The organism is Pseudoduganella ginsengisoli (assembly GCF_009720865.1).
GTDB classification, from domain to species: Bacteria; Pseudomonadota; Gammaproteobacteria; order Burkholderiales; family Burkholderiaceae_D; genus Rugamonas; species Rugamonas ginsengisoli.
Window position 1 is genome coordinate 118,743 of the sequence record NZ_WNLA01000014.1, and the last position, 14,790, is coordinate 133,532.

14 protein-coding genes are annotated in these 14,790 nt (G+C 62.4%); 8 read left to right on the forward strand and 6 right to left on the reverse strand.

Features of this window, described 5'->3' with window-relative positions; genetic code table 11:
• The first annotated feature begins 25 nt into the window (after positions 1-25).
• The 7 genes from hpnD (at position 26) to GM668_RS19545 (ending at position 5,355) form a co-directional block, all read left to right on the forward strand.
• Entirely contained in the window at positions 26-859 is an 834-nt protein-coding gene (gene hpnD / locus GM668_RS19520) for a presqualene diphosphate synthase HpnD (RefSeq protein WP_155440624.1), read from the forward strand.
• Positions 860-961: 102 nt separating this feature from the next.
• Complete coding sequence (gene hpnE, locus GM668_RS19525; protein WP_155440625.1) at positions 962-2,332, forward strand: hydroxysqualene dehydroxylase HpnE; 1,371 nt, start codon at positions 962-964, stop codon at positions 2,330-2,332.
• A 135-nt stretch (positions 2,333-2,467) separates the two neighbouring features.
• Entirely contained in the window at positions 2,468-2,596 is a 129-nt protein-coding gene (locus GM668_RS31465) for a hypothetical protein (protein ID WP_260115522.1), read from the forward strand.
• Positions 2,597-2,621: 25 nt separating this feature from the next.
• Positions 2,622-3,404 carry a DUF1700 domain-containing protein gene (locus GM668_RS19530; RefSeq protein ID WP_155440626.1) on the forward strand — a complete coding sequence of 261 codons (783 nt, stop codon included), beginning with the start codon at positions 2,622-2,624 and terminating at the stop codon, positions 3,402-3,404.
• 19 nt (positions 3,405-3,423) lie between these two features.
• Entirely contained in the window at positions 3,424-4,233 is an 810-nt protein-coding gene (locus GM668_RS19535; RefSeq protein WP_155440627.1) for a head GIN domain-containing protein, read from the forward strand.
• Between the two features lie 27 nt (positions 4,234-4,260).
• Entirely contained in the window at positions 4,261-4,926 is a 666-nt protein-coding gene (locus GM668_RS19540) for an SOS response-associated peptidase (protein ID WP_155440628.1), read from the forward strand.
• A 78-nt stretch (positions 4,927-5,004) separates the two neighbouring features.
• Complete coding sequence (locus GM668_RS19545; protein ID WP_155440629.1) at positions 5,005-5,355, forward strand: DUF3147 family protein; 351 nt, start codon at positions 5,005-5,007, stop codon at positions 5,353-5,355.
• Here the strand turns inward: GM668_RS19545 and GM668_RS19550 are convergent.
• Positions 5,352-6,608, reverse strand: a complete 1,257-nt coding sequence (locus GM668_RS19550; RefSeq protein WP_155440630.1) for a TIGR03862 family flavoprotein — start codon at positions 6,606-6,608, stop codon at positions 5,352-5,354. The genes GM668_RS19545 and GM668_RS19550 overlap by 4 nt on opposite strands.
• A gap of 23 nt (positions 6,609-6,631) precedes the next feature.
• The gene (locus GM668_RS19555; RefSeq protein ID WP_155440631.1) at positions 6,632-9,556 is read right to left on the reverse strand and encodes an EAL domain-containing protein; all 2,925 of its coding nucleotides are present in this window, start codon (positions 9,554-9,556) and stop codon (positions 6,632-6,634) included.
• Positions 9,557-9,832: 276 nt separating this feature from the next.
• Here GM668_RS19555 and GM668_RS19560 point away from each other — a divergent pair, with 276 nt between their 5' ends.
• A complete protein-coding gene (locus GM668_RS19560; protein ID WP_155440632.1) occupies positions 9,833-10,261 on the forward strand; it encodes an SRPBCC family protein in 429 nt (142 codons plus the stop codon).
• Positions 10,262-10,270: 9 nt separating this feature from the next.
• Here GM668_RS19560 and moaD read toward each other — a convergent pair whose 3' ends face one another.
• From moaD to GM668_RS19580, 4 genes are all read right to left on the reverse strand, one after another.
• Positions 10,271-10,528 (reverse strand): molybdopterin converting factor subunit 1, encoded by a 258-nt coding sequence (gene moaD, locus GM668_RS19565; RefSeq protein ID WP_170305717.1) that lies wholly within the window; start codon positions 10,526-10,528, stop codon positions 10,271-10,273.
• Positions 10,525-11,763: a molybdopterin molybdotransferase MoeA gene (locus GM668_RS19570; RefSeq protein ID WP_229499564.1), complete on the reverse strand. Its 1,239-nt coding sequence runs from the start codon at positions 11,761-11,763 to the stop codon at positions 10,525-10,527. The genes moaD and GM668_RS19570 overlap by 4 nt, the downstream gene beginning before the upstream one ends.
• Positions 11,764-13,239, reverse strand: coding sequence for a threonine synthase (thrC, locus tag GM668_RS19575; RefSeq protein ID WP_155440634.1), 1,476 nt, complete (start codon positions 13,237-13,239; stop codon positions 11,764-11,766).
• 158 nt (positions 13,240-13,397) lie between these two features.
• Positions 13,398-14,777 carry an L-serine ammonia-lyase gene (locus tag GM668_RS19580; RefSeq protein WP_155440635.1) on the reverse strand — a complete coding sequence of 460 codons (1,380 nt, stop codon included), beginning with the start codon at positions 14,775-14,777 and terminating at the stop codon, positions 13,398-13,400.
• Positions 14,778-14,790: the final 13 nt, after the last annotated feature.

Consider the following 14,790-nt stretch of genomic DNA (forward strand, 5'->3'; position numbering starts at 1 on the left):
ATCATCAACACTTTTGCCTCTCGAAATGTCTCCTGACGAATACTGCCAGCAGAAAGCCGCCGCCAGCGGGTCCAGTTTCTATTACAGCTTCCTGTTCCTGCCCGTGGAACGGCGCCGCGCCATTATGGCGCTGTATGCTTTTTGCCGCGAAGTGGATGACACCGTGGATGAATGCACGGATGAAGGAGTGGCGCGCGTGAAACTGGATTGGTGGCGCAAGGAAATCGCCGGCATGTACCAGGGCAGTATGAATCACCCGGTCACGCAGGCACTGGCGCCGCATTTGCAGACGTACCAGCTGAAACAGGAGCATTTGCAGGCCATTATCGATGGCATGGAAATGGATTTAAACCAGACCCGTTATCTGGATTATCCCGGCTTGAAAAAATATTGCTGGCACGTGGCCAGCGTGGTCGGCATTTTATCGGCCAGTATTTTTGGCGCGACCAGGCCGGAAACGCTGCAATATGCTGAAAAGTTAGGCTTGGCATTCCAGCTGACGAATATCATCCGCGACGTGGGTGAAGATGCCCGTAAAGGCCGCATTTATTTGCCCGTCAACGAATTACAGCAATTTAATGTGACGGCAGCGGATTTGCTGAATGCCCGCCACAGTGAAAACTTTGAAAAGCTGATGCGCTTCCAGGCAGAGCGCGCGCAGCAAATGTATGACGAAGCGTTTGCCTTGTTGCCGGCTGAGGACCGCCGCGCCCAGCGTCCCGGCCTGATCATGGCGGCGATTTACCGCACGTTGCTGACGGAAATCCAGGACGACGGTTTCCACGTGCTGAACCAGCGCATTTCGCTGACGCCGATCCGCAAACTGTGGCTGGCATGGAAAACCTATATCCGTGGCTGATCTGCGCGGCGTTACTTATATGCAAAAAAGTCCCAGGGACTTAAATTCCGCTTGGAAAAAAGGCGCCAGGGACTTTTTTGCTAGCCGGCAAAGGAGCTGCCCATGAGCGTGCGGCGTGTTGCCGTCATTGGCGCCGGCTGGGCTGGCTGCGCAGCCGCAGTGGAACTGGCTTCGCGCGGTATGCATGTGACCTTGCTGGAGTCGGCCCGCACACTTGGCGGCCGCGCGCGCCGCGTGGAGATTGACGGGCGGAATGTGGATAACGGCCAGCACATCATGCTGGGCGCCTACCGCGACACCCTGAAGCTGCTGCGCAAGGTCGGCGCCGATATCCCGTCCGCCGTGCTCAACGTGCCGCTGCAAATGCGCTATGCCCCCGGCGCAGGCGGCATGGATTTCATTGCCCCACGCCTGCCCGCCCCGTTCCACCTGCTGGGCGCGCTGCTGCGCGCCACCGGGTTGCAGCGCGAAGACAAACTCAGCCTGGCGCGATTTTCCACCACGGCCCGCTGGATGGGCTGGCAATTCGACACGGATTGCACGGTCACGGAATTGCTGCACCGTTTCGACCAGACACCGCGCCTGACCACGCTGATGTGGCGTCCACTGTGCCTGGCCGCGCTGAACACGCCGCCGGAACGCGCTTCTGCCAACGTCTTCCTGGCCGTACTGCGTGACAGCCTGGGCGCCAGCCGCGCCGCTTCCGACATGCTGGTGCCCAAGGTGGACTTGTCCGCCCTGCTGCCGGACCTGGCAGCGCGCTACGTCACCGAACACGGCGGCACAGTCTACACGGGCGCCAAAGCCACCGCACTGCTGGCGCAACCCGATGGCGGCTGGCGCGTGCAAGCTTCCGGCGCCGCACTGGGCGACCAGTGGGAACATGGCTACGATGCGGTCGTGCTGGCCTGCGGCGCGCCCCATGCCGCATCACTGCTGGATGCCGTCACGTGGCAGCCCGAGCCGGCAACGCCTGCCGCCCTGGCTACCCGCCTGCGCGCCTTCACGTATGAAGCCATCACGACCGTCTACCTGCAGTACGCGCCCGGCGTCCGGCTCGACTTGCCATTTATCGCGCTGATCGATACGCCACCGGCCGGCCACTGGGGCCAGTTCGTCTTCGACCGCGGCCAGCTCGATGAAAAACAAGCCGGCTTGCTGGCCGTCATCATCAGCGCATCCGGCGAGGCTGCCGCGCTGGGCCAGGCTGAATTGACCGCAGCCTGCGCCAGGCAACTGGCCGAGGTCCTGCGCCGCCCTGAATTGGCGCAACCGCAATGGGCCCGCGTCATCACGGAAAAACGCGCGACCTTTGCCTGCGCACCAGCGCTCGACCGTCCCGCCAACGCGACCGGCCTGCCCGGCCTCGTGCTGGCCGGCGACTATACGGCCGGCGAGTACCCGGCCACACTGGAGGGAGCCGTCCGCAGCGGCATGGCGGCTGCCTTGGAGTTGCTTAAGCGCAAGAAATGACGCACCACATTGCAACCGACTATCGCTGAATTTAGCCGTCTGCTCCGTCAAATATGCATCTTGTCGCACATCAGTGGCCTATACAGGTGGGTTTGCGTACAGTCACATCATCGAACAATGCATTGGAGCATAGCGATGAATTTCGGACTGACATTGAAAACCCTGGCAATTTTGGCACTGGTCACAGCCGCCACGGCGGTGATCGTGGACGTCGAACGCGGTGCGGCGGTGATACCGCTGCAACACCAGACTGTGCTGAACTAAGCGCATCAGGCAAGAGGATTATGTAATGAATAAGCAGGCATACCTGGAAGCGCTGCAAAAAGCCCTGGCGGGACTGCCCCCGGAAACGGTGGCCCGCACGATGGCGGAATACGAACAGCGCTTCATCGACGGCATGGTGGCCGGGCGCAGCGAGCAGGACATCGCCGAAGAACTGGGCGAGCCGCGCAAAATCGCCATGGGCCTGCGCGCCAGCGTCCACATGGCTGCCTACCAGCAAGCCAGGAGCCCCGCCAACTGGGCCCGCATGGCTGTATCATTCGTCGGCCTGGCCGTGTTCAACCTGTTCATGGTGGTGCCGGCCATCGTGTTTGCGTCGCTGCTGACCGCAGTTTATGCGTGCGCTTTCGCATTTTATTTGTCCGGTGTCGCCATTACCGCCAGCGGGCTGGCCGGCACCAACGAGCTGGTACTCGACGGCCCGTTCCGCGAATTCGTCCACTTTGGCGATGAAGAGCGTGGCGCGCAAACCCGCGTGTCGATCGGCCAGACAGGCATTGAAGTATTCCAGGACAAGGACCGCCACGACGAGGCCGATTCGGACGACGATGACGAACATGAGACGGCGTCCGGCCGCATCATGGAAAAGGCGGAACGGGTTGCCAACGGCACCGTCAAGATTTCCACCGAACTGGATAACGAATCGCGCGTGACGCAGACGGCGTTCGGCATGGGTATGGTCATCCTTGGCATCATGCTGTGCCTGCTCAGCCTGGTCGTGACGAAATACACGATCGCCGGCATCAAGCGCTATATCCAGATGAATTTTTCCCTGCTGAGGGGCCGCTAAAGCGGACAGGAGAAACACCATGCGAGCATTGATTAAAATCGGCGTCAGCCTGCTGCTGTTGTCCTTCGTGCTGATTGCATTTGCCTACGGCATGCTGCGCACCCATGGCCAGACCAACCCCACCAGTGCGGCTGGCCGCGCGGTCGGCAGCGAAACCCGCACCATCGCCCCCGGCATTACGTCGGTGGAATTGTCCGGCCCGATCGACCTGACATTGATCCAGGGCGACAAGCCATCGCTGAAAGTACGCGGCGAACAGCGCTTGCTGGCCAATGTCGCCACCGAACAGGATGGCAACGTACTGCACATCGGCACCAAGGGTATGCTGTTCCACCACCGCCGTCCGCTGCAAGTGGAACTCGTACTGCCATCGCTGGCGGCACTGGAAGTGCACGGCACGGGTGACAGCAATGTCGATGGCTTTTCCGGCGAACGCTTGAAAGTGCAGCTGTTTGGCTCCGGCAATGTGAAATTCAATGGCCGCTTCAAGCAAGTGGAAGCCGGCGTGCATGGCAGCGGCGACTTGAACCTGAACACGGGTAACAGCGACAAAGTCGCGCTGGAAATGGTTGGTTCCGGCCAGATCAAGACCAGCGGCAGCTGCAAAACGCTGAACGCGGACTTGAATGGTTCGGGCGACCTGGATGCGCAGCACATGGCATCCGACCAGGTCACGGTCAACCTCAAAGGTTCCGGCACCACCAACGTATTTGCCCGCCGCTCTGCCGAACTGACCCTGCGCGGCAGCGGCGATATCCGCGTGTACGGCAATCCCGATACCCGCAACGTGAGCCGCACGGGTTCGGGCGAAGTCAGCTGGAACCAATGACGCTCAATACTTACTTATAATACGGGGATGTGTGTCAACTACGTCACCGTTTCCCGCCAACTGTGCCTTGAATTCTTCCGTACGCCGCTGGAAGTCCATGAAGACTGGCGCGACGAGCTGTACCAGGATTACCGCGGCCCCATCATCGTACACGACACTCATGGCCGCCGCCGTCTGGTGGTGGCGTCCTACGGCTTCATTCCCCAGTCGCAGCTGGAACCCGGCCAGCGCATGACCACCATGAATGCCCGGTCGGAAACCGTGGCCGACCTGCGCACCTACCGGGGCGCGTGGCACAACTGCCGCCTGTGCCTGGTGCCGATGCAAGCGTTCTTTGAACCGAATTATGAAAGCGGCCGCGCGGAACGGTGGGCAATTTCCATGGCGGACCATGCGCCATTTGCCGTGGCCGGCCTGTACCGCACGTGGATAGAACCGGACGGCACACGCGCCCGCTCGTTTACGCAATTGACCATCAATGCCGACGATCACGCGCTGATGCGGCGCTTTCACAAACCCGGCGATGAAAAGCGCTCGCTCGTGGTGATCCGGCGCGAAGATTATGATGCGTGGCTCAGTTGCAAGGACCCGCAACAGGCGTGGGATTTCCTAAAAGCGTATCCGGCTGAATGGATGACTGCCGAGGCGGCGCCGCGTGAAACAGTGGCCTCGCCGCAGGGCGAGTTGTTTTAGCATTGGCAAATTGCCGCAGCTCGTTGCCTGTGCAACAATTGCGGCTCCCCTCTCCACTGTTGCTCTGGAAATCACCTCTTGGCCTGGCTCCTCACCAAATACCTGATCACCGCTGCTGTCGTGGTGCTGGTTTCCGAATTCGCCAAACGCAGCGACAAACTGGGCGGCTTCGTGGCTGCATTGCCGCTCGTGACCATCCTTGCGCTGATCTGGCTGTATGCCGAGCACCAGCCCCAGGAGAAAATCGCCAGCCACGCATGGTACACGTTCTGGTACGTCGTGCCGACCTTGCCCATGTTCCTGGCATTTCCAGTCCTGCTGCCGCGCATCGGCTTCTGGCCCACCTTGCTGGCCTGTGTCGCCATCACGGCCGCCTGCTTCGGCTTGTTTGCCGCACTATTGCGGCGCTTCGGGATTGAATTGCTTTAACGGTTAGTGTCCAGCCACGCAGCCACATCGTTCGCCGCCTGGATCCCGGTCGCAAAGCACGCCGTCAGCAAATATCCGCCCGTCGGCGCTTCCCAATCCATCATTTCACCGGCCACGAACACACCCGGCAGCGCCCGTATCATCGTACCGTCCAGCGCTTCAAAGCGCACGCCGCCGGCGCTGCTGATGGCTTCGTCAATGGGACGCGGCGCCCGCAGCACCACGGGCAAGCGTTTCAGCACGCGGGCCAGCGATACGGGATCGGCGCACTCTTCCTTGCTCGCGCATTCCCGCAACAAGCCGGCCTTGACGCCTTTGATCCCCAGACGGCTTTGCAAATGGCTGGACATCGAGCGCGAACCGCGCGGCTTGGCCGCTTCCTCCAGCACGCGCGCTTCAGAAAAGTCCGGCAGCAAATCCAGATACAGCGTGGCACTGCCATCGCGCAGCACGCGGTCGCGCAGCGGCGCGGAGACTGCGTACACGAGACTGCCTTCGATCCCCGTCGCCGTCACGACGAACTGGCCTTTTTTCCATACGGTGACGCCTTCGCCGCCGTCATAGCCGATGGCCACCGTGGTCAGCGGTTCGCCCGCATGGCGGGAACTGAAGTGTTCGCTCCAGCCCACATCAAAACCGCAATTTGATGGTACCAGCGGCGCGGTATCGACACCCGCCTGCGCCAGCACCGGCACCCATGCGCCATCGGAACCCAGCCGCGCCCAGCTGCCGCCGCCCAGCGCCAGCACAACGGCCTGCGCCCGTACCAGCAGTTCGCCTTCCGGCGCCTCGATCCGCAACGCGCCGTCGTCCGTCCATCCCACCCAGCGGTGGCGCTGATGGAAACGCACGCCCTGCTCTTTCAACCGGTGCAGCCATGCGCGCAGCAGCGGCGCCGCCTTCATATCAGTGGGAAAAACACGGCCCGATGTGCCGACAAACGTCTCGATCCCCAGGCTGTGGATCCAGCTGCGCACCTGTTCCGGTGTAAAAGCGTCAAGCATGGGCCGCAGCACTTCGGCGCGCGCACCATAGCGCGTTATGAAGGTGGCGTAATCTTCCGAGTGCGTGATGTTCATGCCGCCCCGTCCCGCCAGCAGGAATTTGCGGCCGACGGACGGCATGGCGTCATACACGTCGGCGGCAATACCGGCTTGCGCCAGCGTCTGGGCCGCCATCAGGCCGGCCGGGCCGCCGCCGATAATGGCGACGCGGGCTACATCATTGTTAGGCGTGGGGGTGGTCTGTTCCATAAGGGACAGCATTGTACACGCCGTCACGCCATCGCCACCTGCCGCCCCATCAAGCCGGCAAATTCCTCGGCAACCAGCGGTTGCGCCACGTAGTGCCCCTGGATTTCATCGCAGTGCTGTTCGCGCAGGTAGCGCGCGGAGTCTTCGGACTCCACGCCCTCCGCCACCACGGTCAAATCCAGGGTATGCGCCAGAGCGATGATGGAACCACAAACGGCCGCGTGGGCGGCATTGTCCGCCATATGCCGCACATACGACGAGGCAATCTTCAGCGATTGCACCGGCATGTCGCGCAAGCGGCCGATCGCCGAATGGCCGACGCCAAAATCTTCCAGCGACAGGCGCACCCCGATGGCGCGCAGCGCATGCAAACGGATGATGGCTTCATCGAGACGGTGCATGACCGTCGCTTCCGCGATCTCGAATTCCAGCCGGTCCGGCGCCACGCCGAATTCCGCGAGCGTTGAACGGATCTCGGCTTCCAGCCTGTCGTGGCGGAACTGGCGCGCCGTCAACTGGAGCGCCACTACCGGCGGCTGGCGCCCCTGGTCTTGCCACGTGCGCAACTGCCGGCAGACGCCGCGCAACACCCACCGTCCCAGCTCGATGCTCAAGCCTGACCGTTCGGCCGCCGCGATGAATTCGCACGGCGGCACCATCCCCCATTGCGGGTGGCGCCACCGCAGCGACGCTTCGGCCGCCACGATGCCACCGGTCGCCAAGGTGGCGCGCGGCTGGTAGTGTATGGCCAGCTCGCCCTGCGCCAAAGCCCGCAGCAAATCCGTTTCCAGCGCTGCCAGGCGCACGGCCCGTTCATTCAAATCCGGCGCGTAGTAGCGCATGCGGTTGCCGCCCATCGCTTGCGCGCTGATCATGGCTGCGTTGGCGCAGCACAGCAACGTGGCCGTGTCCGCGCCATCGCGCAAATGCAAACTGATGCCGACGCTGGCCGTGGTAGATAAGGGAATGCCATTGACGATCACAGGCTGCTGCACGGCCGCCATCAATTTGGCTGCCACCGTCATGGCGTCTTCCTGCGCCGCCAGCCCCCCCACGACAACAGCAAATTCATCGCCCAGCAAGCGCGCCACCGTATCGCCATCGCGCAAACCGGCAGTCAGCATATGCGCCGCGTGTTTCAGCAATTCATTGGCGGCGTCATTGCCGCATTGCGCACTGATGGTGCGGAAGCGGTCCAGCCCCAGCACCAGTACGGCCACCCGCTGCGAGTCGCGCATGGCGCGGATGGTGGCTTGCTGCAGCCGTTCTCCCAGCAGCGAACGGTTCGGCAAGCCGGTCAGCGGATCGTGGCGGTGCTGGTAATCCATCGCTTGTTCAGCCAGGCGGCGGCGCAACGTGTCGCGCAGCCCGGCCAGCCTGGCGGCCAGGTCGCCTGCCAGGTCTTGCAGCAATTGCAGTTCGTCGCGTTCAAAACCGTGCACGCTGTCGGCATACAGCACCAGTACGCCCAGCATTTCGCCACGCCACATCAGCGGCAATCCGGCGGCGCTGCCAAAACCCCGCTCACCCGGGCAGCCGTCTTGCGCGCGCACCACCACGGTTTGTTCGCGCACGATGGCTTCCCCGGCCAGGCCGCGCTCTTCCGGCGCGCCGCCCCAGTAAAAGTGCAGCGGACAGCTTTGCGTGACGCTGGCGGCCTGTTCTCCCGCCACAGCGGCGGCACGGATGCTGGACAAATCATCATGGCAAGGCACGCCGATCCACACCAGCGGATAGCCCCCTTCCGTGGCCAGCTGCTGGCACGCCGCGTCCAGTAATTGCGGTTCGCTGACGGCGCGCATCATGCTTTCATTGCAGCCGAACAGCATACGCAGCGCGCGGTTGGCTTTTTCCAGCCCGGCCGCGTGCAGCGCCTGCTGCGCACTGCCTTGCTGCAAACTGTCCGCCATGCCATTCATGGCCCGCGCCAAACGCGCCAATTCATTGTTGCCCGGTGGTTCAGGCATGCGCGCTGTCCAGTCGCGCGCCGCCAACTGCCGGCAAAACGCCAGCGCTGCCGCGGCCCACTGTTGCAAGCCCTTCACCATCCAGCCCGCCAGCGCGATGGCCGCCACCAGATACGCCAGCCATGCCAGCCCGCCCAGCACGGCCATCCAGTTGGCGCCGCCGGCCAGCTTGCCCCGCACGCTGTCTTGTGCTGCCGCAGCCTGTTCGCGCAATTGCGCCAGCGCGGGCTCGATTTCACGCGCAGCCGCCAGGTACTCATTGCTGGCGCTGTCGATTTCCTGCTGCGTTTGTACATAAGCGGAAAACGCGTCGCTGAAGCGCAGCACGGCGTTATGTGCGGCGCGGCGCCTGTCGTCCGGTATCGCCGTTTGCGCAATGTGCTGCTGCAACCGCACGATGGCGCTTTCCGTGCCCACTGCATCGCGCGCCGCGCCGCCGCGCAAGTATTGCTGCTCGGCCCCATGCAGCGCACGGACGTCCGCCTGCCATTGCGGCACGCCGGACATTGCGCCATCCAGCGCGCGGGACACGGCGGAAAAGTGCGCAGTCTGCCCATATAAATGCACGACGCGCAGGAAGTGGTGCTCGTACAGCAGCGTGTAGGTTTCCACTGCACGTGTACGGCGCGCTGTCGATACATCGCCCTTCAGCGCGCGCACTTCCGCCATCATGCCGCGCACGACGGCCAACTGGTCGAATACTGGACGCGCGGCATCCGGGGCAGCCGCTTCACCGCTGGTTGCGCGCATGCGCTGCAGGAATTCCTGTTCCAGCCGGCGCGCTTTTTCCAGCGCCGCGACGCTGTCGCCTGCCAGGTTGGCAATGCGGCCTTCGGTGCGGAAATAATGCTCGACGGCAGCCAAGTTGCGGGCGCTGTCCGCCATGTTCAGCATGTCGCTGAAAAACATCAGTCCGGCAAGAAAGCCGAAACCGGCGATGAGCTGGGTGCGGAAAGGCAGCCGGTCGAAAAACGCGCGCATAAGTCCTCCTGGAATGCTGGCCGCAGGGAGGAGGCGACGCTGTATTGCGCTCTGGCCGCGGGATGAGGTGGCCGGAGAATGGATGAACACAGTATATACGACATTCCCCTCATGGAAACAATTATTCCATGCGGAAACTTATTTGACGCATTAATTCACAGTTGTGTGATCCACAACAAAATTATTTTGCGTACGATGTCGTACCGGTGTCGATTACTGCGGCCGTCGTCCGTCGTCGCCATGTAAGCCCCGACAATTCACCTTGAGGAGAACACCATGAGCACCATCCGCCTGCACCGCATCCTGCGCGCCACGCCGGAGCGCATTTACCACGCCTTCCTGACCCCGGCATCGATGGCCAAGTGGCTGCCGCCCAATGGCTATACGTGCACGGTGCACCAGATGGATGCCAAGGAAGGCGGCAGCTACCGCATGTCGTTCACGGACATCGGCACGGGCCACGGCCATTCATTTGGCGGCGTGTACCGTGAATTGAAACCGGGCGCCGTATTGCGCTATACGGGCACGTTTGACGACCCGAACCTGCCGGGCGAAATGCAGACCACCGTCACGCTGACAGCACATGACTGCGGGACGGAAGTCAACATTGTGCAGGAAGGTGTGCCGGATGTGATTCCGGCGCAGCAGTGCTACCTGGGCTGGCAGCAATCGCTGGTGCTGCTGGGATTACTGGTCGAACAGTGAGCCTGTCAATCAGCCGCCCGTCACCGGCGGGAAGAACGCGACTTCGTCGCCTTCCTTGACGGCCGCATCCGGCTTGCACATGGTCTGGTTGCACGCCATGCGCAGCGTGCGGCCTTCGCCCAGCGCCGCAGCCCACGCGCCGCCGCGCGCCACCAGCGCTGCGCGCACGTCGGCCACGGTGGCAATGGAATCCGGCAGTTCAACCGTATCGGACGGCGTACCCAGCGCTTCGCGCACGCTGGCAAAAAATCGCAACGTCAGCTTCACGACATCACCTCGGAAAATGGAATAAAGCGCACGGTGTCGCCGCGCTTGATCACCTGGCCCGGAGGATTGTCGATCAAGCCATCGGCCCATACGGTCGACGTCAGCACGCCGGAACCCTGGTTGGCAAACAACTCCAGGCCGCCGTGCTCATTCAAGCGCGCACGCAGGAATTCATTGCGGCGGTCCGCCTTCAGCCAGTCAAAGTCTGCCCGCAGCGGGTATGTTTTCGGCGCCAGGGCTGCCGCATCGCGCACGCCCTGCAGCTTCAGGATAAATGGCCGTACGAACATCAGGAAGGTGACAAAGCTCGATACCGGATTGCCTGGCAAGCCCACGAAGAAGGCGTCCTGCACTTCGCCAAAGGCCAGCGGCTTACCCGGCTTCATGGCGATTTGCCACATATTCAGCTTGCCTTCCGCTTCCACGGCAGGCTTCACGTGGTCTTCCTCGCCAACCGACACGCCGCCTGACGTAATGATCAAATCATTGCCCGACGCCGCCTGGCGCAGCACGGCGCGGGTCGCGTCCAGCGAATCGGGCACGATGCCGAAATCCGTGATGTCGCAGCCCAGCTTTTCCAGCAGCGCGCGCAGCGTAAAGCGGTTGGAGTTGTAGATGGCGCCCGGCGCCAGTGGTTCGCCCGGCATCGTCAATTCATCGCCCGTGAAGAACACGGCCACGCGCAAACGGCGGCGCACCGGCAATTGCGCCAGGCCGACCGACGCGGCCAGGCCCAGTTCCGGGCTGCGCAAGCGCGTCCCTTCGGCCAGGATCACGCTGCCGTGCGTGATGTCTTCGCCGGCGCGGCGTATCCATTCGCCCGCCTTAGGCGCATGATTGACCGTCACCAGGTTGCCGGCCAGTTCGCACTGTTCTTGCATGACGACGGCGTCCGCCCCTTCCGGGATCATGGCGCCCGTGAAGATGCGCGCCGCGGTACCCGGCAACAGTGGCTGGCCGACATGGCCGGCCGGGATGCGCTGCGACACCGTCAACGTCGCCGCACCGCTGGCGCAATCGGCAGCGCGCACGGCGTAGCCATCCATCTGCGTATTGTCGGCGGACGGCACATTCATGCCGGACACTTGCGCCTGCGCCAGCACGCGGCCATTCGCTTCCAGTGTCGGCAGCGTTTCAACTTCCTGCACGGGACGCGCCGCGCCCAGCAGGAAATCCAGCGCTTCGCGCACCGTCAGCATCGGCTGCCTGGGCTTGTTTTCGCCTGGTCCCGCCATTTACAGCCCCGTGTTGGAAGCAATGTAGTCTTTCATCTTGTCCACGTCGGCCGGCATCACGACGAAACGCTGTGGCAGCGCTTCAATGTTTTCAAAGCCGGCCGGGCGTTCCGCGTCGTGGCCCAATGCTTCCAGGATGGTTTCATTGAACTTGGCTGCCAGCGCGGTTTCCAGCACAATCATCGTCACGCCAGGTTCCAGGTTTTCCTTGGCGACCTTGATGCCGTCCGCCGTGTGCGTGTCGATGACGATGCCGTAATCGTCCGCCACGTCGCGGATCGTCGCCAGGCGGTCTTCGTGCGTGGACTTGCCGGACTTGAAGCCGTATTCCTTCACTTTGTGGAATTCGTCGCCGTCGCCGCCCGGATAGCCGGACAAGTCGAAGCCGCCGTGGGTATCGACTTTCGTGAACAGGGCGCGCGTGCGTTCCGAATCACGGCCCACCAGGTCGAAAATGAAACGCTCGAAGTTCGACGCCTTGGAAATGTCCATCGACGGGCTGCTGGTATGGTATGTTTCCGCCGATTTGCGCGTGCGGTACACGCCGGTGCGGAAGAATTCGTCCAGCACGTCGTTTTCATTGGTGGCCACTACCAGTTTGTCGATCGGCAGGCCCATCATGCGGGCAATGTGACCGGCGCAGATATTGCCAAAGTTACCCGATGGGACCGTGAACGACACTTTCTCGTCGTTCGACGTGGTCGCCGCCAGGTAGCCACGGAAGTAATAGACCACCTGCGCCACGACGCGCGCCCAGTTGATGGAATTGACAGTGCCGATCTTTTGTTTGGCCTTGAACGGCAAGTCGTTCGATACGGCTTTCACCATGTCCTGGCAATCGTCGAACACGCCTTCAACCGCGATATTGAAAATGTTCGGGTCTTGCAGACTGAACATCTGCGCAGTCTGGAATGCGCTCATTTTCTTGTGCGGCGACAGCATGAACACCTTGATGCCTTTTTTGCCGCGCATGGCATATTCCGCCGCGCTGCCGGTATCGCCGGACGTGGCGCCGAAAATGTTCAGTTGCGCGTCCTTCTTGGCCAGCGCGTATTCAAACAGATTGCCCAGCAATTGCATGGCCATGTCCTTGAACGCCAGCGTCGGACCGTTCGACAGCGCCTGCAAGACCAGCTTCTTGCCATTGCCCTCTTCCAGCACGCGCAGCGGCGTGATGTCGGCAGCCGATTCGCCGGCGCGGGCGTTGCGGTACACGTCGGCGGTGTATGTCTTGTGCGCCAGCGCTTTCAAGTCTGCTTCCGGAATATCGGTGGCAAACTTCTTCAAAATCTCGAATGCCAGATCGGCATAGGGCAGCTTGCGCCACGCATCGAGCTCGGCGCCCGTCACTTGCGGGTATTCAGTCGGCAGGTACAGGCCGCCGTCCGGGGCCAGGCCGCCCAGCAGGATATCCGAGAATTGTTGTGGAGATTGGGAAGCGGTTGCACCGTTGGCGCGGGTAGACACGTATTGCATAGGTATGAAAGTCCGGTTGGCATGCGTATTCGAACGGGTATTATAGTCCGACCAGACTTTATATGTGCAATTCGCCAGTATTTGGAATATTCTGCTGTTTTGTATATTCTTTGGTAACAGCGGCGGTCACGCACGGCGGGTTCGCAGAACCGGCCCTGTCAGCAAGCCGCGTGGTTCACCGTCACCACGTGGATCGCCAGCCCGCCCAGCGACGTTTCCTTGTACTTGGCCTGCATATCGGCGCCCGTCTGGCGCATGGTCTCGATGACTTCATCGAGCGACACAAAGTGCGTGCCATCGCCCTTCAGCGCCAGCGATGCCGCCGTAATGGCTTTCACCGCCCCCATGCCGTTGCGCTCGATGCATGGAATCTGCACCAGGCCGCCAATCGGGTCGCACGTCATGCCCAGGTGGTGTTCGATGCCGATTTCCGCCGCATTTTCAATTTGCGCATTGGTGCCGCCCAGCGCCGCCACCAGCCCCGCCGCCGCCATCGCGCACGCGACGCCGACTTCGCCCTGGCAGCCAATTTCCGCACCGGATATCGATGCATTGCGCTTGCACAGCATGCCGATCGCGGCGGCCGTCAGCAGGAAGTTGCGCACGCCGGCCACCGGATCGCTGGGGCGGCAATCTTCCGCGTAATACCGCAAGACCGCAGGAATAATACCGGCCGCGCCATTGGTTGGCGCCGTGACGACACGGCCGCCGGCCGCGTTTTCTTCATTGACTGCCATCGCATACAGGCTGACCTGGTGCAGCGCGTCATGCGGCAATTCATTGGCGTGTTCCTTGCCCTGGGCCTGGCGCCACAGCCCAGCCGCGCGGCGCTTGACATCCAGCCCGCCCGGCAATTTGCCTTCCGTTTGCAGGCCGTGTGCAATACAGTCGCGCATTACGTGCCAGATACGGTCCAGGCCCGCGTCGAGCTGCGCGGCGCCCATGCGCGCCAGTTCATTGGCGCGCAGCATTTGCGGAATCGACAAGCCGCGCGTCACGCCGTGGCCCAGCAGCTGGGACATGGTGTCGAACGGGTACGGCAGCTTGACGGCAGGCTTGGCGTCGCCCACGGCCGCCTCCCCTTCTTCGCGGATAAAGCCGCCGCCGATCGAGTAATACACTTTCGACAATACCGACCCATTGGCCCGTTGCAGCGTGCAGCGCATGCCGTTCGGGTGTTCCGGCAAATTTTCGGTCTTGTGGTACTGCAGGTTCACGGAGGCTGAAAATGGCACGGCGTGCGTACCCAGCAGCTTCAATTCTTTCTGTGCTTCCGCTGCCGCCAGCATCGTATCAACCTGGTCCGGATCCACGTCTTGCGGCGTTTCCCCCATCAAACCGAGAATCACGGCCTTGTCGGTGCCGTGGCCCACGCCGGTCAGCGCGAGCGAACCATACAGCGCCACGTCGACGCGTACTACGTCATCCAATGGACCCGCGTCAAGCAGAAAGCGGCGCGCCGCGACCATCGGCCCCACCGTATGGGAACTGGAAGGGCCAATACCTATCTTAAACAGGTCGAAAACGCTCATGTCCATCGGATGTCTCTTT